Origin of the sequence: Streptomyces sp. PsTaAH-137 (assembly GCF_003259365.1) — a bacterium.
GTDB lineage: Bacteria > Actinomycetota > Actinomycetes > Streptomycetales > Streptomycetaceae > Streptomyces.
Genome location: NZ_QLLY01000001.1, coordinates 616,115 through 635,933, shown reverse-complemented (window position 1 = coordinate 635,933; position 19,819 = coordinate 616,115). Strand labels below are relative to the sequence as shown.

Genomic DNA, 19,819 nt, shown 5'->3' with positions numbered 1-19,819 from the left:
GTTCGTCGACGGCTTCGACCGTCTGCCGCAGATGCCTGCGCGGTGCCTGGGCGGGCGCACGGGCGTGCGCTGCCATACGCGCATGACGACGGCGCTCATCACACCCACCACCACGGAGGACGACCTCGCCACGGTTCAGCGCGAGCACGGCAAATCGCTGTTCTCGTTCCTGCTGCGGCTGTGCGACGGGGACCGGCAGCGCGCGGAGGACCTGGTCCAGGAGACGTACGTACGGGCCTGGCAGCATCCCGAGGCGCTCGACGCGAAGTACGGGTCGGTGCGGCCCTGGCTGTTCACGGTCGGCCGCAGGCTCGCCATCGACGCGCGGCGGGCCCGGCTCGCCCGCCCGGCGGAGATCGGTGACGCGGTGCTGGAGAACGCCCGGGTCTGTGCCGACCACGCCGACCGGTCCACCGCCGCGCTCGACGTGCGGGACGCGGTGGCGACGCTCAGCCCCGATCACCGGGCGGTACTGATGGAGGTCTACTTCAGGGGCGCCAGCGTGGCGGAGGCCGCACGAGCGCTCGGCATCCCCCCGGGTACCGTCAAGTCCCGTGCGTATTACGCGTTGCGGGCGTTGCGAAGGGTCCTTCCGGATTACGCACCTGACCTGCGTTGAAACCGGACCGTAAGTCAAGCATCGGTAAAGCGCCTTGCTCGGGGTGCCGTTCCTCGGTTGAGTAATCCGCTGTCCTCCCCGGTGAGTTGGACGGGTGGGACCCGGGGGCCGGCGAAGCGCACGGACCGGAGGAAGGCAGGAAGGGATGCTGTACGGAAACGAGGGCGGCGCGTCGAGTGCCGCCAATGGTGAACTCACTGTTCCCATGGCCTGGTTGTACGCCGAGTACATCGCGGACGAGCTGCTGCGGACCGGCGATCTGATGCCGCCCACGTCCTTCGAGTTCCGGGCGGGCCGTGACGCGCTCGCCCTGACGATCTTCCTGTCCGACGCGGGTGACGAGCTGTCCGGGATCCGCGTGGTGTCGCAGCTGGAGACCTGGTCGTCGCTGACGGCGTACGACCAGCCGTGGCAGGCCTGGGTACGGGCGCGGTTCCGGGAGCGGGAGGCGCGGGCGCGCGGTGCGGGGCACCGGTCGCCGGATCTGCGGCTCGCCGCCGCCGCGTGGAGATGGCTGGAGGAGACCGAGCTGCTCGCCCCCGATCTCGACGCCGTGCCGGTGCCCGAGGAGGAGGACGGACCACAGGTGTGGACGCCCGCGTGGCAACTCGGTCTGCCGCTGGGTCACTTGGCGATCCATCTGTTCTGATGCGGCCGCGGAGTTCTGTCAGGGTGCGTAGACGCCGGCCCGGTACTTCGGGATCCGGACGGTGATCTTCGTGCCCGCGCCCACGGCCGTCTCGATCACCAGGCCGTAGGCGTCGCCGAACACCTGGCGCAGGCGTTCGTCCACGTTCGACAGGCCGATGCCCGTCGAGCGGTCGCCCTCGCCGCGCAGGATCGCCCGCAGGCGGTCCGGGTCCATGCCGACGCCGTCGTCCTCGATGACGACCTCGGCCTCCGCGCCCGCGTCCGTGGCGCCGATCGAGATGCGGCTGCGGGTGACGGTGCCCTCCAGGCCGTGCTTCACCGCGTTCTCCACCAGGGGTTGCAGGCACAGGAACGGCAGCGTGACCGGAAGGACCTCCGGGGCGATCTGGAGGGTGACGGCGAGCCGGTCGCCGAACCGGGCCCGGACGAGCGCCAGGTACTGGTCGATGGAGTGCAGTTCGTCGGCCAGGGTCGTGAACTCGCCGTGGCGGCGGAACGAGTAGCGGGTGAAGTCGGCGAACTCCAGGAGCAGTTCGCGGGCGCGCTCGGGGTCGGTGCGGACGAAGGACGCGATCGCGGCGAGGGAGTTGAAGATGAAGTGGGGCGAGATCTGCGCGCGCAGGGCCTTGATCTCCGCCTCGATCAGCCGGGTGCGCGAGCGGTCGAGTTCGGCGAGTTCGAGCTGGACCGAGACCCAGCGGGCGACCTCGTCGGTGGCCCGGGCCAGGACGGCGGACTCGCGGGGGGCGTAGGCGACGACGGCACCCCGTACGCGGCCGTCGGCCACCACCGGGGCGGCGACGGCCCAGCGCAGCGGGCAGTCGAGCGTGTCGCAGCCGCAGTCGAACGCGACGGTGCGGCCGCCGGCGAGCAGGGGTTCCAGTTGCGGCATCACGTGCTTGGCGTGCGGGTGCTCGGACGCGCCGTCCCAGGCGAGGACCGTGGAGCGGTTGGTGAGGGCAAGGGCCTCCGTGCCGAGGAGGCTGCGCAGGCGGCGGGCCGAGGTGCGGGCGGTGTCCTCGGTGAGGCCCGCGCGCAGGGCCGGGGCGGCGAGCGACGCCGTGTGCAGGGTTTCGAAGGTGGCGCGCTCCACGGGGGTGCCCACGTCGCTGCGGCCCGTGGGGTGGGCCGTGCGGCGGCCGAGGACGAAGCCCGCGCCCAGGAGGAGCGGGCAGAGGGCGAGGAGGACCGCCGTGACCGTACCGGTGGCTGTCACTGCTCTTCGCCTCTCGCCGTGGGGGGTGCGGGCTGCGGGCGGGTGCCGGCCGGACGTGGTGGCTCGCGCAGGGACTCCGGGAGGTGGAGGCGGGTCATGGTGGCCGTCGTGTGCGGCGGGATCGCGGCGGGGGTGGCCAGGGAGACCAGGACCATGGCCAGGAAGCCGACCGGGACCGACCAGACCGCGGGCCAGGCCAGGAGGGTGTGCAGCCAGCCCGAGGTGGCCGCGCCGGAGACCGTGAGGGTGACGGCGAGGAGGGCCGAGCCGCCGCCCAGGAACAGGCCCGCGAGTGCGCCGGGCGGGGTGAGGCGGCGCCACCAGATGCCGAGGACCAGGAGCGGGCAGAAGGAGGACGCCGAGACCGCGAAGGCCATGCCGACGGCGTCGGCGACCGGGACACCGTCGACGAGGAGGGCGCCGCCCAGGGCCACCGCCATGGCCAGGACCACGCCGAGCCGGAAGTGCCGCACTCCCCTGGTGGGCAGCACGTCCTGGCTGACGACTCCGGCCACCGCCATGGTCAGGCCCGACGCGGTGGACAGGAACGCGGCGAACGCGCCGCCCGCCACCAGCGCCCCCAGCAGGTCCCCCGCGACCCCGTCGATCATCCGCCCCGGCAGCAGCAGCACGGTGGCGTCCGCGTCCTGGGCGGTGGTGAGTTCGGGGACGTAGAGGCGGCCGAGCCAGCCGTAGAGCGGCGGCAGGAGGTAGAAGACGCCGATGAGGGCGAGGACCACCACGGTGGTGCGGCGGGCGGCGCGGCCGTGCGGGCTCGTGTAGAAGCGGACCACGACGTGCGGGAGGCCCATGGTGCCCAGGAACGTCGCGACGATCAGGCCGTACGTGGCGTAGAGCGGGTGGTCGGCGCGGCTGGTGGCGAGGGGCTGCCCGGCGCCCGCGCCGGCCGTGGGCGGCTCCGGGGCGGGCAGGGCCCCGGGCTGCCCGCCCTGGCCGCGCCAGGCGAGGAGCAAAAAGAAGGCGGGCACCAGGAGTGCCGTCAGCTTCAGCCAGTACTGGAAGGCCTGGACGAAGGTGATGGAGCGCATGCCGCCCGCGGCGACCGCGAGGACCACGACGGTCGCCACGAGGGCGGCGCCGAACCAGCGGGGCGCCCCGGTGAGGATCTGGAGCGTCAGGCCCGCCCCCTGGAGCTGGGGCACGAGGTAGAGCCAGCCCGCGCCGACGACGAACATGCTGACCACCCGGCGGACCTGGCGGGACTCCAGGCGTCCTTCGGCGAAGTCGGGAAGCGTGTACGCGCCCGAGCGGCGCAGCGGGGCCGCGACGAAGACGAGCAGCACCAGATAGCCCGCCGTGTAGCCGACCGGGTACCAGAGCATGTCCGGGCCGTGCACCAGGACGAGGCCCGCGACGCCGAGGAAGGAGGCCGCCGACAGGTATTCGCCGCTGATCGCGGCGGCGTTGAGGCGGGGTCCGACGGTGCGCGAGGCCACGTAGAAGTCGGACGTGGTGCGGGAGATGCGCAGGCCGAAGCCGCCGATGAGGACGGTGGCGAGGACGACGACGGCCACCGCGGGGATCGCGTACGCCTCGTTCACGGTGCTCCGGGGTCGGTGCCGTCGCGGCCGCGGACCAGGGCCGCGAAGTCGCGTTCGTTGCGTTCGGCCCTGCGGACGTACCACCAGGCGATGAGGACGAGGAACGGGTAGCAGCCGAAGCCGAGGACGAGCCATTCGACGGCCGCGTTGCGCAGGGCGCCGAAGAAGAGCGGGAGGATCGCCACGGGGGCGGCCAGGACGACGAACGCGGTGATGCCCGCGCGCAGTTGGCTGCGCATGAGGGAGCGGACGTACGCGGCGCCGAGCGTCGTCTGTTCGTCGATCTCCCACTGGGTGCGCAGGCCGGGCGGACCGGTCGCGCCGTGCGCGGTGCGCGGCTCTCCGGTCACCACCTGACGTCGGGGTTCGGACACGGGCGGAGTGTAGGCATCAGTCGCGCGTCTGAGGAAGGGGGCTGGTCAGCCGCTGGAGCGGCGCATCAGCAGCTCCCGCACCCGGCCGGTGTGGCGGCGGCTGACGGCGATCTGCGCGGCGCCGACCCGCACGGTCATCCCGGCGCCGTCGAGGCGGAGTTCGTCGATGCGGTGCAGGGCGACGAGATGGCTGCGGTGGACGCGGACGAAGCCGAGGGGCTGCCAGCGTTCCTCCAGGGTGGTCAGCGGGATGCGGACGAGGTGGCTGGCGCCGTCCGCGGTGTGCAGGCGGGCGTAGTCGCCCTGCGCCTCGGCGTAGGTGATGTCGGCGACCGCCAGCATGCGGGTCACGCCGCCGAGTTCGACGGGTATCCGGTCGGCGACGGTGGCCGGGGGCGGGGCGAGGGTGACGCGTTCGGCGACCCTGCGGACGGCTTCGGCGAGGCGTTCGCGGCGTACCGGCTTGAGGAGGTAGTCGACGGCCTTGAGCTCGAAGGCCTGGACGGCGAAGTCCTCGTGGGCGGTGACGAAGACGACCAGCGGCGGGCGGGCGAACCCGGCGAGGAGGCGCGCCACGTCGAGGCCCGTCAGGCCCGCCATCTGGATGTCGAGGAAGAGCACGTCGATGACGCCGTCGCCGCCGGGGCCCTCCTCCAGGGCGCGGCCGATGCGGCGCAGCGCCTCGGTGGCGTCCGTGGCGCCCTCGGCGCTGTGCACGCGGGGGTCCGCGCGCAGGAGGTAGAGCAGTTCGGCGAGGGCGGGTTCCTCGTCGTCGACGGCCAGTACGCGCAGCATGCGGCGGAGTGTAATCGCGCGGTCGCTTGAATGAATCGGCTGCCCCGTGCGTACCGGTGGTCGAGAGCGGGAGGAACGCATGAGGTCCCTGGAACGGCATCGTGACGCGGGCGCCTACGCCCTGGGGGTTCTCGACCCGGCGGACCGGTTCCGCTTCGAGGACCATCTGGCGGCCTGTGCCGCCTGCGCGGCGCACATCGGTGAACTGCGGCCCACCACGGGCCTGTTGACGATGTACGCGCGGGCGACGCCGCCGTGCGTGGAGTGGTTGGCGCGGCCCGCGCCGACGCTCGTCGAGCGGGCCGTGGACCGGCTGGGCGCGCTGCACCGCGCCGGGCGCAGGCGGGCCTGGGCGGCGGTCGTCGCGCTGGCACTGCTCATGGTGGCGGCCGGGGCGGGCGTCGTGCTGCGGCAGTCGGCCGCGGGCGGCGACGGGCTCGCGCTGCGAGGGCGCGACACGGTGTCCGGGGTGACGGCCCGGCTCACCGCGGACGGGCGCGGCTGGGGAAGCCAGGTCGACCTGGACGTGCGGGATCCGGGCGGGCCTCGGGTGTGCCGGCTGGTCGCGGTGGGGCGGGACGGGACGGAGCAGACGGTCGCGAGCTGGGCGGTGCACGGCGGCGCCGGTACGGACCGGGTGTCGGTGACGGGCGGGGCCGCGGAACGGCCGGACGCCATCGCACGGTTCGAGGTGTGGGCGGTCGGCGGCGGGCGGCTGCTGTCGCTGCCGGTGTCGGCGCCGCAGCCGTGATGCTCACTTCAGCAGCCGGGACATCCTGCGGTCGGCCAGCGGCTTGCCGCCCGTCTGGCAGGTCGGGCAGTACTGCAACGAGCTGTCGCTGAAGCTCACTTCACGGATGGTGTCGCCGCACACGGGGCACGGTTCGCCGGTGCGGCCGTGCACGCGCAGGCCGCTCTTCTTCTCGGCCTTGAGACGGCCCGCGGCGACTCCGCGCGAGCGTTCCACGGCCTCGGTGAGGGTGGTGCGCAGCGCCTCGTAGAGGGTGTGCACGTCCTCGGGGGTGAGGGTCGCCGCCAGTTTGAAGGGGGACATGCGGGCCGCGTGCAGGATCTCGTCGCTGTAGGCGTTGCCGACGCCCGCGATCAGTTTCTGGTCCCTCAACGCCCCCTTGATCTGGCGCCGTTCACCGTCGAGCAGCGCGGCGAAGGTCTGCTCGTCGAAGGTGTCGGCGAGCGGGTCGGGGCCGAGGCGGGCGACGCCCGGGACCTCCTCGGGGTCGTGGACGACGTACACCGCGAGCTTCTTGGTGGTGCCGGCCTCGGTGAGGTCGAAGCCCTCGCCCGTCTCCAGGGCGACGCGCAGCGCGAGGGGGCCCTTGCCGGGTTTCGGCGGGCCGTCGGGGAGCCGGTCCTTCCACTGGAGCCAGCCCGCCCGGGCCAGGTGGGTGACGAGGTGCAGTCCGCCGGCGTCGATGTCGAGGAACTTGCCGTGCCGGGCGACGGCGGTGACCGTGCGGCCTTCGAGGGCGGTGGGCGCGGGGTCGTAGGTCTTGAGGACGCTGATCGCGACGGGCAGCACCCGCACGATCTCGCGGCCCACGAGATGGTCGGCGAGGAAGTCCCTCAGCGCCTCGACCTCGGGCAGTTCCGGCATGGGGTTCCTCCTCCTGTCGACGACGGACTGTCAGCCGCGGGCGCGCACCACGAACTCGCACCACACGCACTTGCCCCCGCCGCGCGCCTCCACTCCCCACACGTCGGCGAGCCGGTCGACGAGGAGGAGTCCGCGCCCCGAGACGCCGTCCTCGCCCGCCTCGCGGCGGCGTGGCAGGGCGCTGGAGGTGTCCTCGACGTCGACCCGGAGCCGCCGGTCGGTGCCGGTCAGGACGCGCAGGGTGACGATGGCGGGGCCTTCGGTGTGCATGAGGGCGTTGGTGACGAGTTCGTCGGCGACGAGCTCGATCTCGTCGGTGCGGTCGGCCGCGCCCCAGGCGCGTACGGCGGCGCGGATCATGTGCCGGGCCGCGGCGAGGGCCTCGGGGTCGCCGGGCGGCACGTGCTCGGTGAGCCGGCCGCCGCTGCGGGCCGCGCCCGCGCCGCGGCGGCGCAGCAGCAGGAGCGCGACGTCGTCGTCACCGCCGCGTTCGTCGACGGAGTTGCAGAGCCGGTCGGCGAGCCGGTCGATGTCGGCGGGGCCGTTGCCGACGAGCGTGGAGAGGGCCTGCATCCCGTCGTCGAGGTCGGTGCCGGGCTGTTCGACGAGGCCGTCGGTGCACAGCAGCAGCATCTCGCCCGGGTCGAGCTCGACGGTCGTGACCGGGTATTCGAGCCGTCCGAACTCGGCGGACAGGCCGAGCGGGAGGCCGCCCTCGACGGGCACCTTGCGGCACATGCCGTCGGTGCGGCGCAGCAGCGGGTCGAGGTGGCCGGCGCGCACGAACTGCACGACGCCGGTGGACAGGTCGGTCTCGGCGTACAGGCAGGTCGCGAAGCGCTCGGTGTCGAGTTCGTGGAGGAAGACGGAGGCGCGGGCCATGACGGTCGCGGGGGTGTGACCCTCGGCGGCGTAGGCGCGCAGCACGATGCGCAGCTGTCCCATGACGGCGGCGGCGTGCGTGTCGTGCCCCTGGACGTCCCCGATGACGGCGCCGACCCGGCCGCCGGGCAGGGGTATCACGTCGTACCAGTCGCCGCCGATGTCCCGGCCGAGGGACGCGGAGCGGTAGCGGACGGCGATGTCGGCGCCGGGCACGTTGGGGATGGTGCGGGGCAGCATGGCCTGCTGGAGCCCTTGGGCGAGGTCCTTCTCCTGCTCGTAGAACATGGCGCGCTGGAGGCTCTGCGCGATGCTGCTGCCGAGGGCGACGAGGACGTTGCGCTCGGAGTCGGAGAAGCCCTTGCGGTCGTGGTAGAGCAGGCCGACGACGCCGATGGGCCGGGCCTGGGCGATGAGCGGCAGATAGGCGGCGGAGCGGATCCCGAGGTGGTCGATGTGCGGCCACAGCAGCGGGTAGGAGTCCGCGAAGTCCTGCGGCGACTCGATGAAGCGGGGCGTGAGGGTGCGCACGACCTCGCTCATCGGGTACGGGTCGTCGATGCGGGTGACATGGGTGCCCGGCACGAAGCTGCCGCGCGGGCCCTCGGCGACGAGATGGATCCGGCCGGCGCGCACGAGGCCCATGACGAAGCTGGTGGCGCCCAGGTTCTCGACGCCGTGGGTCTCGCGCAGCACGTCGATGACGTCGCGGACGGTCCGGGCGTGGGCGAGGGCCGCGGTGGTGTTCTGCACGACGCTGGTCTCGCGCCGCCGGGCAGCCGCGCGGACGGCGCGCTCGTGCTGGACGGTGGCGTCGTTCAGCTCGTCGGTGGCGTCGCGCACGATGCCGACGATGCGGCGCGGGCGGCCGTCCTCGTCGCGCCGGATGTAGCCGCGGGTGTGGGTCCAGCGCAGGGCGCCGTCGCGGGTGCGGATGCGGAAGTAGGCGCCGTAGTTCTCCTCGCCGCTCTTCAGCGCCTGCGAGACGATCGCGTCGAGGCGTCCGGCGTCCGCGGTGGGGACGCGCACCCCGAGGCTCTCGGGGTGCCCGTCGTACTCCTGGGGCAGCAGGTCGAACACGTCGTGGGCGTTGCCGTCCATGTGCATCAGGCCGCTGGAGAGGTCCCACTCGAAGCTGCCCATGCGCAGACCGCGCCCGTAGGCCTCCAGGAATCCGTGCGGCGAGTCGTCCCCAGGGAGCTCCCCGCCCGGGGAACTCCCTGGCTCCTCGCCGCCCCCGCTGTCCGCGTCCATAACGCCACGCTATGCGCAGGTCCGGGGGGCCGCACGTCTGCGCCCGGTCACGGAGAGGTGCCGTCCGAGGCGTCCGGGATCAGGCCGCCGCTGTCGGGCTGGTCGGGGCTGTCGGGGACCGTGCCGGGGCCGGTGTCGGTGGCGCTTTCGGACATCGTGCCGGAGTCCGTCGTGTCCCCGCCGGTGTCGGACGGCTCGTCGAGGCTCGGGGGGTCGGTGGGTACGTCGCTGGAGTCGTCCGGTGACACGTCCGTGCCGGAGCTGCTGGGCTCCGACGTCTCCGGGGTGGGCGTCGGGCAGCCGGACGGCCAGGGGGACGGAGAGGGGTCGCCGCTGCTGTCGGTCGCGGTGACCGTGGGGCAGGCGGTGCTGGAGGTGGTCTCGCTCGGCGTGCCGGTGTCGGTGGCGCTCTCGGACGTCGAGTCGCTCGCGCTCGGTGACGTGGTGCTCGGCGAGGGCGTCGGGGTGGGGGTCGGCGTGGGCGTCGGGGTCGGCGTGGGCCTGGGCGCCGGGACCACGCGGTCCTTGTGCCCGTCATCGCCGGTCTTCCGCTCGATCCAGGTGTTGTTGACGACGTTGACGATGGTGATGTTCTCGATGACCGTCGGGGCCGGGGTCACGACGACGACCTTGGTCGGCTCGTAGCCGCTCCAGGCCCGGCCCTGGCGGCTCGGGCTGCCGCTGAGGGCGACGGGCTGCTTCAGCGGGTTGCCGCAGGCGCAGCGCACGCGCGGCACACCGCGTCCGTCGACCATGACGGCGGTGCCGGACTGGAGCACCGACTGGAACGTGGTGGCGCTGCCGTCGCGGTAGCCGTGGTTGGTGACCCGGGTGTCGGCGCGCAGCACGACGGGGGTGAGGCCGCGCAGGAAGCTCGGGACGTCGGCGCGGGAGATCCCGGAGGCCTGGGCGAAGGCGCCGGCCTTGGCCTGGTCGGCGGTGAGGAAGCGGACCTGTTTCTCGACGTCGCAGCTGCCCAGTGCGTGGGTGCCGCCGTAGAGGCCGGGGGTGGCGCCGGAGATCTCGCGGGCGCCCTGCTGGGTGGCCGAGGGGGTGCCGGTCGGTGAGGGTTGCGGCGTTCGGGTGACGGGCGGGCTGCTCGTGTCCGCGCCGGCGGTGGAGTCGGTGAAGGGGTCGGGGCCCTGGGCGGCGACGGGCTGCATGAACAGTTCGCCCTTGCCGTCGGCCGCGTTCTTGGTTCCGTCCCCGGAGCATCCGGCGAGCAGCAGGGCCGCCGATATGCCGAGGGCCGTGACGTAGGTTCTGGTCCTGATCCGTGCGCGCACGCGCCTCTCCCACCTGTGCACCAGCGATGTGTCCCTCCATCTCTGGGCCCGCCGCGCGGGAGCCGCAAGTCGTGACCTTCGTGGGGGCCGGGCCCACACTGAGGGCGTGGACTGGTTCTCGGCGTCCGATTCCGCCTGGCTGGGCCGGCTGGTGTTCCAGCGCGGTCTGGCGGCGCTGTACCTCGTGGCGTTCGCCGGGGCGGCGCTCCAGTTCCGGGCGCTGATCGGGGAGCGCGGGATGCTGCCGGTGCCGGAGTTCCTGGAGCGGGTGCCGTGGCGGCGGGCGCCGACGCTGTTCCGGCTGTACTTCTCGGACCGGTTCTTCGCCGGGTGCGCGTGGGGCGGCGCGGCCGTCGCGGCGGCGCTCCTCGCGGGGGCGGACGGGCTGCTGCCGCTGTGGGGCGCGATGGCGCTGTGGCTGGTGCCCTGGGTGCTGTATCTGTCGATCGTGAACGTCGGGCAGGTCTGGTACGGGTTCGGCTGGGAGTCGCTGCTCCTGGAGGTCGGCTTCCTGGCGGTCTTCCTCGGCAACGACGAGGTGGCGCCGCCGGTGCTCGTGCTGTTCCTGCTGCGCTGGGTGCTGTTCCGCCTGGAGTTCGGGGCGGGGCTGATCAAGCTGCGCGGGGACGCCTGCTGGCGGCGGCTGACCTGTCTGTACTTCCATCACGAGACGCAGCCGATGCCGGGCCCGCTGAGCTGGTTCTTCCACCGTCTCCCCCGGCCGCTGCACCGGGTGGAGGCGGCGGCGAACCATGTCACCCAGCTCGTGGTGCCGTTCCTGCTGTTCGCGCCGCAGCCGGTGGCGTCGGCAGCGGCCGCGCTGATGATCGTCACCCAGTTCTGGCTGATCCTGTCGGGGAACTTCGCCTGGCTGAACTGGCTGACGGTCGTGCTCGCGGCTTCCGTCCTCGATCGCTCGCTGCCCCCGTTCTCCCTCCGGCTCTCGCCGCAGCCGTCGGCTCCCCCGCTCTGGTACGAGGGTGTGGTCCTGGCGCTGGTGTGCCTGGTCGCCGGCTTGAGCGTCCGGCCGGTGCGCAATCTGCTTTCCCGGCGCCAGTCCATGAACCGTTCCTACGACTCCTTGCACCTGGTGAACACGTACGGGGCGTTCGGCACCGTCGGCCGGGTGCGGCAGGAAATCGTGCTGGAGGGCACGGCGGACCCGGAGCCGGGGCCCGGATCCGACTGGCGGGTCTATGAGTTCAAGGGCAAGCCGGGTGATCCGCGCCGGATGCCGCGGCAGTTCGCCCCGTACCATCTGCGGCTCGACTGGATGATGTGGTTCGCGGCGCTGTCGCCCGCGTACGCCCGTTCCTGGTTCGGGCCGTTCGTGGAGCGGCTCCTCGCGGGTGACCGGGACACGCTGCGGCTGCTGCGGCACTGCCCGTTCCCCGACGCGCCGCCCGTGTACGTGCGGGCAAGGGTGTTCCGCTACCGGTACACGACCTGGGGTGAACGGCGGGCGTCGGGGGCCTGGTGGGAGCGGACCTACGTGCGGGAGTTCCTGGCGCCGACGCGGCTGAGGTAGATCCGCTCGGCGGTGCCCGCGAACACGTTCTCGTCGCGGTCGCCCACCAACTCCACTGCTGCGTCCAGGACTTGCTGGTACGTCGCCGCGAGGGTGCACACCGGCCAGTCGGAGCCGAACAGGACGCGTGCGGGGCCGAAGGCGTCCAGGACCGTGTCGGCGTACGGGCGGAGGGTGGCGGCGGTCCAGCCGGCCGGGTCGGCCTCGGTGACCATGCCGGAGAGCTTGCAGACGGTGTTCGGCAGCGCCGCGAGCGCCCGGAGTTCGGCGCGCCACGGGTCGAGCCGTCCGGCCGCGATCTCCGGCTTGCCCACGTGGTCGAGGACGAAGGTGAGTTCGGGGTGTTCGGCGGCGGCCTTCACGCAGGCGGGCATCTGGTGGGCGTGCACGAGGAGGTCGTAGACGAGTCCGGCGTCGGCGACCGCTGCCAGGCCGCGCCGCGCGTCGGGCCGCAGCAGCCAGTCGGGGTCCGGCTCCCCCTGCACCGGGTGGCGGATGCCCACCAGGTGTTCGCCGCCCGGGAGTTGGCGCAGTCGGGCGAGTTCGTCGGCGATGCCGGGGCGGGTGAGGTCGGTCCAGCCGACGACGGCGGCGACGAGGTCGCTGTCCGCGGCGAGCGCCAGGAACTCGGGGGTCTCGTCGGCCACCGGGACCGTCTGCACGAGGACGGTCGCCGTCACACCGGCCGCGCGCGCCTCGGGCAGGAGATCGTCGAGGGTGAAGTCGCGCCGGATGGGTGCGAGTTCGGGGCCGGTGATCCAGTCCTGGTCCCGTACGGACAGGTCCCATACGTGGTGGTGGGCGTCGACGATCCCGGTCACGGCAGCTCCCAGACGACCGGCAGTCCGGCGTCGGCGCCCTCGGCGGAGTAGTCGTGGACGACGTCGAGGAGTTCGCCCATGCGGGCCTGCCAGGCGATGTTCACCGGCAGCCGGTCGAGTGCGGCGAGCAGCCGGGAGTAGTCCGCGCAGTCCAGGACGTGGAAGAGGTCGGTGCCGCTGCGCCAGATCGTCCAGCGCTCGGCGCCCGCCGCGCGGATCGCGGCGACGAGTTCGGCGGGGACCTCGCGGTGGGCGGCCTCGTACTCCTCGACGCGGTCGGCGCGGACCTTGGTGTGCAGGGCGACTCTCACGCGGGCTGCTCCTCTCCTGGGGCTGTCGGGGTCGGGACGCCGGCGGGCAGCAGGTGCGTCTCGCGGGCCTCCTGCCAGAACGCGGCGGGCACCGCGGCGGCGAACTGGCGGATGGTGTCGGTGACTTCGGCGGCGGAGCGGGTGCCGACGAGGACGCCGGTGACGGCTTCGTGCCCGCAAGGGAAGGCGAGCGCGGCGGCGCGCAGGGTGATGCCGTGGCGCCGGGCGAGGGACTGCCAGGTCAGGGCGCGTTCCAGGACGGCGGGCGGGGCGAGGCCGTAGTCGAAGGTGGCGCCCTCCTTCGGGTCGGCGAGCAGGCCCGAGTTGAAGACGCCGCCGACGACGACGGACACCCCGCGTGCGGCGGCCTCGGGCAGCAGCGTGTGCAGGGCCCGCTGGTCGAGGAGGCTGTAGCGGCCCGCGCAGAGCACCACGTCGACATCGGTGTCCCGGACGAACCGGGTGAGCATTTCTGCCTGGTTCATGCCCGCGCCGATGGCGTCGACCATGCCCTCGGCGCGCAGTCGTTCCAGCTCCGGGTAGGCCTCGGCGAAGGCCTGTTCGGCGTGGTCGTCCGGGTCGTGGAGGTAGACCACGTCGATCCGGTCGAGGCCGAGCCGATCCAGGCTGTCCTCGATGGAGCGGCGCACCCCCGCCGCGCTGAAGTCCCAGACGCGGCGGTGGGCGGCGGGGGTCGCGAAGCCGTCCGCGCGGTCGTCTCCCCCGGCGCCGCCGTCGCCGGTGGGCTCCAGGAGCCGGCCGGCCTTCGTGGACAGGGTGTACTCGGCGGGCGGCCGGGTGCGCAGGAAGGCGCCGACGCGGCGCTCGGAGACGCCGACGCCGTAGTGCGGGGCGGTGTCGAAATACCGGATGCCCGCGTCCCAGGCGGCTTCGAGCGCGGCCTGCGCGTCGTCGTCGGCGACCGGGGTGTAGAGGTTGCCGATGGCGGCGGCGCCGAAGCCGAGTGCGGTGACGGGGACGCGGGTGCGGCCCAGAGTGCGGGTGCGCATCGGGGTCACTGTCCCGCGGGGCGCAGCCGCAGTCCCTGCATGCCGCCGTCGACGGCGAGGGCGGTGCCGGTGGTGGCGCCGGAGAGCGGGCTGGCCAGGTAGGCGACGGCGCCCGCGACCTCGGCGGCGGAGACGAGGCGGCCGGTGGGCTGGCGGGCTTCGAGGGCGGCGCGCTCGGCGGCCGGGTCGTCGGCCTTGTCGAGGAGCCGGCCGATCCACGGAGTGTCGGCCGTGCCCGGGTTGACGCAGTTGACGCGGATGCCCTCGCGTATGTGGTCGGCGGCCATGGCGAGGGTGAGGGACTGGACGGCGCCCTTGGAGGCCGAGTAGAGGGCGCGCTGCGGCAGGCCCGCGGTGGCGGCGATGGAGCAGGTGTTGACGACGGCCGCGTGGGCGGAGGCGCGCAGCGCGGGCAGGGCGGCGCGGGTGACGCGGACGATGCCGATGACGTTCACGTCCAGGACGCGGTGCCATTCGGCGTCGTCGTTGTCGGCGACGGTGCCCTGGGCGCCGATGCCCGCGTTGTTGACGAGGATGTCGAGCCCGCCGAGGTCGGCGACGGCGGCGGCGACGGCGGCCCGCACGGTCTCGTCGTCGGTGACGTCGGCGGCGTACCCGCGCAGCGGCTTGTCGACGGCCGTGATGTCCCGGTCGAGGACGGCGACGGCGGCGCCGCGCGCGGTGAGGAGGTCGGCGGTGGCGCGGCCGAGCCCGGAGGCGCCGCCGGTGACGAGGGCCTTGAGCCCGGTGAAGTCGGTGAGGTCCTTCGGGGTGTCGCTCATGCCGCGGCTCCGTTCGTGTGGGGGTCGTGCTGCCCGGCGCGGTCGCGGACCCAGAACGCGCCGTCGGGGAAGGTGAATTCGGCGAGGGACTCGGCCCGCATCGTGGCGGAGAAGCCGGGTGCGGTGGGGGCCGTGTAGTGGCCGTCGCGCACGACGACCGGGTCGATGAAGTGGTCGTGGAGATGGTCGACGTACTCGATGACGCGGTCCTCGGTGGTGCCGGACAGGGCGACGTAGTCGAACATCGAGAGGTGCTGGACGAGTTCGCACAGGCCGACGCCGCCGGCGTGCGGGCAGACGGGGACGCCGAACTCGGCGGCGAGCAGCAGGATCGCCAGGTTCTCGTTGACGCCGCCGACGCGGGCGGCGTCGATCTGCAGGATGTCGATCGCACCGGCCTGGAGGAGCTGCTTGAAGACGATGCGGTTCTGGACGTGTTCGCCGGTGGCGACCTTGACCGGGCCGACGGCGCGGCGGATGGCGGCGTGGCCGAGGACGTCGTCGGGGCTGGTGGGTTCCTCCACCCAGTACGGGTCGAACTCGGCGAGCGCACGCGTCCATTCGACGGCCTCGCCCACGTTCCAGCGCTGGTTGGCGTCGATGGCCATGCGGATGTCCGGGCCGATGACCCGGCGCGCGGTGCGGCAGCGGCGGATGTCGTCGTCGAGGTCGGCGCCGACCTTCAGCTTGATCTGGGTGAAGCCGTCGGCGACGGCCTCCCGGGCGAGGCGGCTCAGCTTGTCGTCGCTGTAGCCGAGCCAGCCGGGGGACGTGGTGTAGCCGGGGTAGCCGCGGGCCAGCAGGTCGGCCGTCCTCCCGTCGGCGCCCGCGCGGCCCGCCCTGAGCAGTTCCAGTGCGCGTTCGGGGGTGAGGGCGTCGGCGATGTAGCGGAAGTCGACCTGGGAGACCAGCCATTCGGGTTCGGCGTCGGCGAGCAGCCGCCACAGTGGCTTCTCGGCGCGCTTGGCGGCGAGGTCCCACGCCGCGTTGACGACGGCGCCGATCGCCATGTGCATCACCCCCTTCTCGGGTCCCAGCCAGCGGAGTTGGCTGTCGCCGATCAGGTCGCGGTTGAGGCTGCCCGGGTCGGCGCACAGTTCGTCGACCGGCCGGCCGACGACGTGGTGGCGCAGGCTGCGGATGGCCGCGACCTGGACGTCGTTGCCGCGGCCGATCGTGAAGGTGAAGCCGTGCCCCTCGTGTCCGTCGGCGGCGTCGGTGCGCAGCACGACGTAGGCGGCGGAGTAGTCGGGGTCGGGGTTCATGGCGTCGGAGCCGTCCAGTTCCCGGGAGGTCGGGAAGCGGATGTCGAAGGTGTCGACCCCGGTGATGCGGGCGATGGTCGAGGGCACGGGATGCCTTTCGGGGCGGGGGCGGAGATCAGTCCTGGGCTCGGCCGGACGTGAGACGGGCGATGATCAGCGCGAGCAGGATGATTCCGCCGTAGATGGCGTCGATCCAGAAGGACTGCACCTGCGCCATGGTCAGCATGTTCTTGACGACGCCGAGCAGCAGGATGCCGGTGAGCGCGCCGAGGAGGGAGCCCTTGCCGCCGTCGAGGCTGATGCCGCCGATCACGGCCGCGGCGAACACGGTGAAGATCCAGTTGTTGCCCTGGTTGGCGCCGATGGCTCCGACGTAGCCGGTCTGCATGATGCCGCCGACGGCGGCCAGCACTCCGGCGAGCACGAAGACGCCGAGCATCACGCGGTCGACCCGGATGCCGGCGGCGCGGGCGGCCTCCCGGTTGCCGCCGATCGCGTACAGGGAGCGGCCCCAGCGGTGGTACTTGAGGAGCAGTCCGGCCACGAGGTAGCAGGCACCGGCGACCCAGACCGACATCGGGATCTTCAGGAAGGTGGTGGTGGCGAGGGCGAAGAACGAGTCGGGCAGGCCGAAGAGGGTCTTCCCCTTCGTGGCCCCGACCAGCAGGCCGCGCATGATGATGAGCATGGCGAGGGTGACGATGAAGGCGTTGAGCTTCAGCTTCACCACCAGTACGCCGTTGAAGGCGCCGATGGCCGCGCCGACGACGAGGATCGCGAGGATCGCCAGCCAGGCCGGGAACTCGGTGCCGAAGCCGGACTGCGCCACGGGCAGGAGCAGCAGCGCGCCGACCGCGGGTGCGATGCCGACCACCGATTCCAGGGACAGGTCGAACTTTCCGCTGATCAGGACGAGGGACTCGGCGAGCACCACCATCGACATGGCGGCCGATGAGCTCAGGATGGAGATGAGGTTGGCCTCGGTGAAGAACGCGTCGTTCAGCACCGAGCCGAGGACGAGCATCAGCAACAGCGCCGGTACGAGGGCGAGTTCACGGGCGCGGCGCAGCAGGACGCCCTGGGTGGTGCGGGCTCCGGCCTTTTCGGGCCCCTCCGGCGATCGCGGAGCGGGGTTCGGGGCGGAGCCCCGTGCCTTGAGGTCAGTCACGGTCCACCCCTTCGATGGAGGCGATGAGTTCATGGTCGGACCAGCCGGCGGCGTGCTCGGCGACGACGCGTCCGTGGAAGAGCACGAGCACCCGGTCGCAGCGGCGCAGATCGTCCAGCTCGTCGGAGACCACGAGCACGGCGGTGCCGTCGTCGCGGGCGCTGTCGACCCGGCGCAGCAGGGATTCCTTGGACTTCACGTCGACGCCCGCGGTGGGGTTGATGAGGACGAGGAGATGCGGGTCCGAGGCGAGGGCGCGCGCCATGACGACCTTCTGCGCGTTGCCGCCGGACAGGTCGGAGACGGGCTGGTCGGGGCCCTCGGTGTGGATGTCGAGCCGGTCTATCAGGTCCCGGGCTACGGCGCGGCGGCGGTCCGCGCCCACGAATCCGTACCGGCCGAGCCGACCGAGGACGGACATCGTGGCGTTGTCGCCGATGGTCATCCCGGTGACCAGGCCCTGGTCGTGCCGGTCGCGGGGGACGCACCCCACTCCGGCGCGGAGCGCGGCCGGTACGTCGCCGAACGGCAGCTCCGCGCCGTCGATCCGGGCCGTGCCGGAGGTGGGGGTGTGCAGTCCGGCCAGTGACTCGGCGAGTGCGGTCTTGCCGCTGCCACTGGATCCGGCGAGACCGACGACCTCGCCGCGGCGCACGGTCAGGTCGATGTCGGCGTAGGTGTCCGAGGTGAGCCCCTCGACGGAGAGGACCACCGGGGCGTCCACCCCGTCCTGTGCGACGACCGCCTCCGCCGCGGCGGCCGCCTGTTCGGCGATCGCCTCGCCCGCCATCGCCTCCACCAGGGCGGGGCGCGGCAGTTCGGCGACGGGCGCGGTGGTGATCCAGCGGGCGTCGCGCAGGACGGTGACCGTCTGGCAGACCTCGTAGACCTCTTGCAGGTGGTGGGAGATGAACAGGAAGGTGACGCCGGAGTCCTGGAGGGCGCGCATCCGGGCGAAGAGGCGCTCGATCTCCTTGTTGTCGAGCTGGGCGGTCGGCTCGTCGAGGACGATGAACCGGGCGCCACCGCTCAACGCCCTCGCGATCTCGACCATTTGCCGGTCCTCGACCTTGAGGTCGGCGGTACGCGCGTCGGGGTCGACGCGGATGTCCCAGGTCCGCAGCAGCCGGCCGGCCTCCGCGCGCAGCTTCTTCCAGCTGAAGAATCCGTGGCGGGCCTCGGGCTGCCGGTTGATGAAGAGGTTCTCGGCGACGGTCAGTTCGGGGACGACGGTGGGCTTCTGGTAGACGCAGGCCACCTTGGCCCGCCAGGCGGCACGGTCGCCGAGCGGCGGCGCGGGCTCACCGTCGAACAACAGGGTTCCCGCGTCGGGCGCCTGAAGGCCCGTCAGTACGGTGACGAGGGTGGACTTGCCGGCGCCGTTGCGGCCGACCAGGGCGTGCGACTCGCCCGCGCGCACGGTCAGCCGGCCGTCGGCGAGGGCGACCGTGGGCCCGTACCGTTTGGCGATGCCGTCGGCCTCGACCAACGGCGCTGTGGTAGGCGTCATTTGACCGTGTTTCCCCACAGCTCGGGGTCGTCGACGTTCTTCTTGGTGACCAGCGGGGCGGGCAGCTGGTCCTCCAGGATGCCGTTGGGCAGCTTGACGATCGTGGAGCCGTGATCGGTCGGTCCGGGCTCGAACGTCTTTCCCTTCATCGCCGCCTTGATGTAGTACATGCCGTACTTGGCGTACGAGTCGGCGGGCTGGGAGACGGTGGCGTCGATCTGGCCCTTGCGGATGGCGTCGAACTCCTGCGGGATGCCGTCGTTCGACACGATGGCGATGTGCCCGGCGGTGCCCGCCGTCTTCAGCATCCCCTTGGACTTGAGGGTCTGGAGGGTGGGCGCCAGGTAGACGCCGCCCGCCTGCAGGTAGATGCCCTTGATGTCGGGGTTGGCGTTGAGGAGGGTGTCCAGCTTGGAGGCGGCGGTGTCCGACTCCCACTTGGCGGGGATCTCCAGGACCTTCAGCTTCGGGTACTTCTTCTTCACGCAGTCGCGGAACGCCTTGGACCGGTCGCGTCCGTTGACCGACGCCAGATCGCCCATGATCTGCACGACCTTGCCGGACGTGACCTGTCCGCCGAGGTAGTCGCAGGCCTTCTCGCCGTACGCGACGTTGTCGGCGCGCACCACCATGGCGACCTTGCCCTTCTCGGGCGCGACGTCCACGGCGACGACGGGGACGCCCTTGCGTTCGGCCTGGTCGAGCCCGGCGGCGACGGCGGCGCTGTCCAGCGGGGCGACGACCAGGCCCTTGACGCCCTGGTTGAGCTGGTTGTTGATGTCCGTGATCTGCTGCGAGGGGTCGCTGTTGGAGTTGACGGTCTTCAGCGCGTCCACCCCCTCGGACGTCGCCATCTTCGGCACGTAGTCGTTGTACGACTGCCAGAACGGCGAGGTCAGCAGCGGCAGGATGACACCGACCTTGCCCGTGCCGTCGCCGCCCGATCCGCCGGAGCCGGCCGCGGTGTCCTTCGTGCTGCCGCACGCGCTCAGGGCGAGGGCGGCACAGCCCGCGACGGCCGCCGCGCGCAGCGTCCGCCCGCTCGGGCCCTGTGCGGCTCTTGAACTCTTCGTGCCTTTCGTGGTGCCAGTCATCGGACCGCTCCTCGGCTCCGGAGGTCAGGGGGACGGACCGGTTCCTGCCCGTCCAGGCACCGGCCGCGCCCCGAGA

The 19,819-nt window shown here is 72.7% G+C and carries 19 protein-coding genes; 4 read left to right on the top strand and 15 right to left on the bottom strand.

The genetic code is table 11. The annotated features are described in order from the left end of the window. Positions 1 to 82: 82 nt before the first annotated feature. Both K377_RS02730 and K377_RS02725 read left to right on the top strand, forming a co-directional pair. On the top strand, positions 83 to 619 hold the full coding sequence (locus K377_RS02730) for a sigma-70 family RNA polymerase sigma factor (protein ID WP_111661431.1): 537 nt from the start codon (positions 83 to 85) through the stop codon (positions 617 to 619). A 145-nt stretch (positions 620 to 764) separates the two neighbouring features. Next, positions 765 to 1,268 carry a hypothetical protein gene (locus tag K377_RS02725; protein ID WP_111661430.1) on the top strand — a complete coding sequence of 168 codons (504 nt, stop codon included), beginning with the start codon at positions 765 to 767 and terminating at the stop codon, positions 1,266 to 1,268. An 18-nt stretch (positions 1,269 to 1,286) separates the two neighbouring features. On the opposite strand, the gene K377_RS02720 is transcribed toward K377_RS02725, so the two are convergent. From K377_RS02720 to K377_RS02705, 4 genes are all read right to left on the bottom strand, one after another. Next, the gene (locus tag K377_RS02720) at positions 1,287 to 2,486 is read right to left on the bottom strand and encodes a sensor histidine kinase (RefSeq protein WP_111661429.1); all 1,200 of its coding nucleotides are present in this window, start codon (positions 2,484 to 2,486) and stop codon (positions 1,287 to 1,289) included. Next, positions 2,483 to 4,048, bottom strand: coding sequence for a cation acetate symporter (locus tag K377_RS02715; RefSeq protein ID WP_111661428.1), 1,566 nt, complete (start codon positions 4,046 to 4,048; stop codon positions 2,483 to 2,485). Before K377_RS02715 ends, K377_RS02720 begins: the two co-directional genes overlap by 4 nt. Continuing rightward, positions 4,045 to 4,398: a hypothetical protein gene (locus K377_RS02710; protein WP_111661631.1), complete on the bottom strand. Its 354-nt coding sequence runs from the start codon at positions 4,396 to 4,398 to the stop codon at positions 4,045 to 4,047. The genes K377_RS02715 and K377_RS02710 overlap by 4 nt, the downstream gene beginning before the upstream one ends. A 69-nt stretch (positions 4,399 to 4,467) precedes the next feature. Further along, entirely contained in the window at positions 4,468 to 5,217 is a 750-nt protein-coding gene (locus K377_RS02705) for a LytTR family DNA-binding domain-containing protein (RefSeq protein ID WP_111661427.1), read from the bottom strand. Between the two features lie 79 nt (positions 5,218 to 5,296). On the opposite strand from K377_RS02705, the gene K377_RS02700 reads away from it, so the two are divergent. Beyond that, positions 5,297 to 5,968, top strand: coding sequence for a zf-HC2 domain-containing protein (locus tag K377_RS02700; protein ID WP_111661426.1), 672 nt, complete (start codon positions 5,297 to 5,299; stop codon positions 5,966 to 5,968). Between the two features lie 3 nt (positions 5,969 to 5,971). Here K377_RS02700 and K377_RS02695 read toward each other — a convergent pair whose 3' ends face one another. From K377_RS02695 to K377_RS41530, 3 genes are read right to left on the bottom strand one after another with little or no spacing between them, the layout of a single operon-like run. Next, entirely contained in the window at positions 5,972 to 6,832 is an 861-nt protein-coding gene (locus K377_RS02695) for an Fpg/Nei family DNA glycosylase (protein ID WP_111661425.1), read from the bottom strand. Between the two features lie 30 nt (positions 6,833 to 6,862). Continuing rightward, positions 6,863 to 8,968 (bottom strand): SpoIIE family protein phosphatase, encoded by a 2,106-nt coding sequence (locus K377_RS02690; RefSeq protein WP_111661424.1) that lies wholly within the window; start codon positions 8,966 to 8,968, stop codon positions 6,863 to 6,865. Positions 8,969 to 9,015: 47 nt separating this feature from the next. Then, the gene (locus K377_RS41530) at positions 9,016 to 10,254 is read right to left on the bottom strand and encodes a DUF6777 domain-containing protein (RefSeq protein WP_161195162.1); all 1,239 of its coding nucleotides are present in this window, start codon (positions 10,252 to 10,254) and stop codon (positions 9,016 to 9,018) included. Between the two features lie 106 nt (positions 10,255 to 10,360). On the opposite strand from K377_RS41530, the gene K377_RS02670 reads away from it, so the two are divergent. Next, on the top strand, positions 10,361 to 11,782 hold the full coding sequence (locus K377_RS02670; protein WP_111661420.1) for a lipase maturation factor family protein: 1,422 nt from the start codon (positions 10,361 to 10,363) through the stop codon (positions 11,780 to 11,782). Here K377_RS02670 and K377_RS02665 read toward each other — a convergent pair. The 8 genes from K377_RS02665 to K377_RS02630 are packed head-to-tail and all read right to left on the bottom strand — an operon-like array spanning position 11,743 to position 19,743. Then, entirely contained in the window at positions 11,743 to 12,603 is an 861-nt protein-coding gene (locus K377_RS02665; RefSeq protein WP_258394957.1) for an amidohydrolase, read from the bottom strand. The two genes, K377_RS02670 and K377_RS02665, sit on opposite strands and share 40 nt — an antisense overlap. After that, on the bottom strand, positions 12,600 to 12,914 hold the full coding sequence (locus tag K377_RS02660; RefSeq protein WP_111661418.1) for an L-rhamnose mutarotase: 315 nt from the start codon (positions 12,912 to 12,914) through the stop codon (positions 12,600 to 12,602). The genes K377_RS02665 and K377_RS02660 overlap by 4 nt, the downstream gene beginning before the upstream one ends. Then, a complete protein-coding gene (locus K377_RS02655; protein WP_111661417.1) occupies positions 12,911 to 13,924 on the bottom strand; it encodes an aldo/keto reductase in 1,014 nt (337 codons plus the stop codon). The genes K377_RS02660 and K377_RS02655 overlap by 4 nt, the downstream gene beginning before the upstream one ends. A gap of 5 nt (positions 13,925 to 13,929) precedes the next feature. Next, the gene (locus K377_RS02650; protein ID WP_111661416.1) at positions 13,930 to 14,706 is read right to left on the bottom strand and encodes an SDR family NAD(P)-dependent oxidoreductase; all 777 of its coding nucleotides are present in this window, start codon (positions 14,704 to 14,706) and stop codon (positions 13,930 to 13,932) included. Further along, positions 14,703 to 16,058 (bottom strand): L-fuconate dehydratase, encoded by a 1,356-nt coding sequence (locus K377_RS02645; RefSeq protein ID WP_111661415.1) that lies wholly within the window; start codon positions 16,056 to 16,058, stop codon positions 14,703 to 14,705. Before K377_RS02645 ends, K377_RS02650 begins: the two co-directional genes overlap by 4 nt. Positions 16,059 to 16,086: 28 nt before the next feature. Then, a complete protein-coding gene (locus tag K377_RS02640; RefSeq protein WP_375605897.1) occupies positions 16,087 to 17,139 on the bottom strand; it encodes an ABC transporter permease in 1,053 nt (350 codons plus the stop codon). Next, positions 17,132 to 18,649, bottom strand: a complete 1,518-nt coding sequence (locus K377_RS02635) for a sugar ABC transporter ATP-binding protein (RefSeq protein ID WP_111661413.1) — start codon at positions 18,647 to 18,649, stop codon at positions 17,132 to 17,134. The genes K377_RS02640 and K377_RS02635 overlap by 8 nt, the downstream gene beginning before the upstream one ends. After that, the gene (locus tag K377_RS02630) at positions 18,646 to 19,743 is read right to left on the bottom strand and encodes a sugar ABC transporter substrate-binding protein (protein WP_111661412.1); all 1,098 of its coding nucleotides are present in this window, start codon (positions 19,741 to 19,743) and stop codon (positions 18,646 to 18,648) included. The genes K377_RS02635 and K377_RS02630 overlap by 4 nt, the downstream gene beginning before the upstream one ends. Between the last annotated feature and the right edge of the window lie 76 nt (positions 19,744 to 19,819).